Source organism: Vibrio sp. Vb0937, assembly GCF_033338855.1.
Map to the genome: position 1 here is coordinate 1 of NZ_JAWOTK010000260.1, position 1269 is coordinate 1269.

Genomic DNA, 1269 nt, shown 5'->3' on the forward strand with positions numbered 1-1269 from the left:
TCAATAAGACGTCTTGTTTCACTTCGTGGTATCTCACCCAGTTCACGGTTTTCGTGAAGGTGTAAATAAAGAAGTTCAACGATGATGGGCCAAAGGTATCAAAGTTCACAATCAAGGTTTGGCGCGTATCGATATCTTTGTGATTCTTTAACATTTCGCGCACTGCGGTGATGATTTCTGGCACTTTGTCGGCATCATCATAACGCAAGCCCACCACTTCGTAGATTCGACGGTTTAGCATTCGGGAAGGGTTTTCTACCACGATGTTGCTAAACACGGAGTTCGGCACATAAAGTGGGCGTTTATCAAACGTGCGGATGCTGGTCATGCGCCAACCAATGCGTTCTACGGTGCCCTCGATTTGACGATCTGGAGAGCGAATCCAATCGCCTACTTTGAATGGACGATCGAAGTAAATCATCAAACCACCGAAGAAGTTCGACAGCAAATCTTTTGCAGCAAGACCTACGATTAAGCCACCCACACCACCAAACGTCAGCAGACCAGACAGAGACAAGCCAAATGCCTGCATGATGGTTAATACGCCGATAGTGATGATGAATAAGCGCCCGACTTTCGCGATGGCTTGAACGGTGGTTTCGTCTCGGTTTTTCTGTTCCAGAACGAAATCTTCGATATTGGTGATCAGCCGCATGACGGTCCATACGAAGACGCTGATAATAAGAATCAGCTTGAGCGTGCTCAGCCAATTGATCTTGTCATTCAGTTCGCTTTCTAAAATGATGCCGAGTGACACCGTAGCAGGCCAACACCAAATGAGAGTGCTCACTGGCGCTTTGAGCGCATCAAGCAACATGTTATCCCAATGAAAAGGGGTTTTCTCGACAAGAATTGCAAGACGTGAACGGATCACTCGCCAAGCGATCCATGCGATAAAACTGGCTAACGTGATAAAAAGAACACTTCCGCTCCAATCCTGACTATGCGCTTGTACATAGTTTTGTAAATCGGTAAACCACTGTGACATAAGTAACTTTTATTTCTGATGAACCATGGTGGGAAAGGTAGCAGATATTGAAGTATCACCCCAGTAATTTCCGGGATTTCATCCATTTATCACTATTATCTGATGAATTTTGAATCGAAAGCGGACGCGTGCAAGCCTTGCCATACCTTTGCTGAGCGCAAATATTCGAACGATCAATTATAAGTTCTCTGACTTATCGCTAACATTTATCTCAAGCAAGTGTGAGAGTGTATTGGCACTTGAATTATCGGAGGCAGATATGGAATTTACAGAGCTGGATA

The 1269-nt window shown here is 44.8% G+C and carries 1 protein-coding gene; it reads right to left on the bottom strand.

The window, feature by feature from the left end; translation table 11 throughout:
- The coding region (locus R7P67_RS24920; protein ID WP_318086331.1) for a mechanosensitive ion channel family protein at nucleotides 1-988 on the bottom strand (988 nt) is incomplete at its 3' end.
- Nucleotides 989-1269 lie beyond the last annotated feature (281 nt).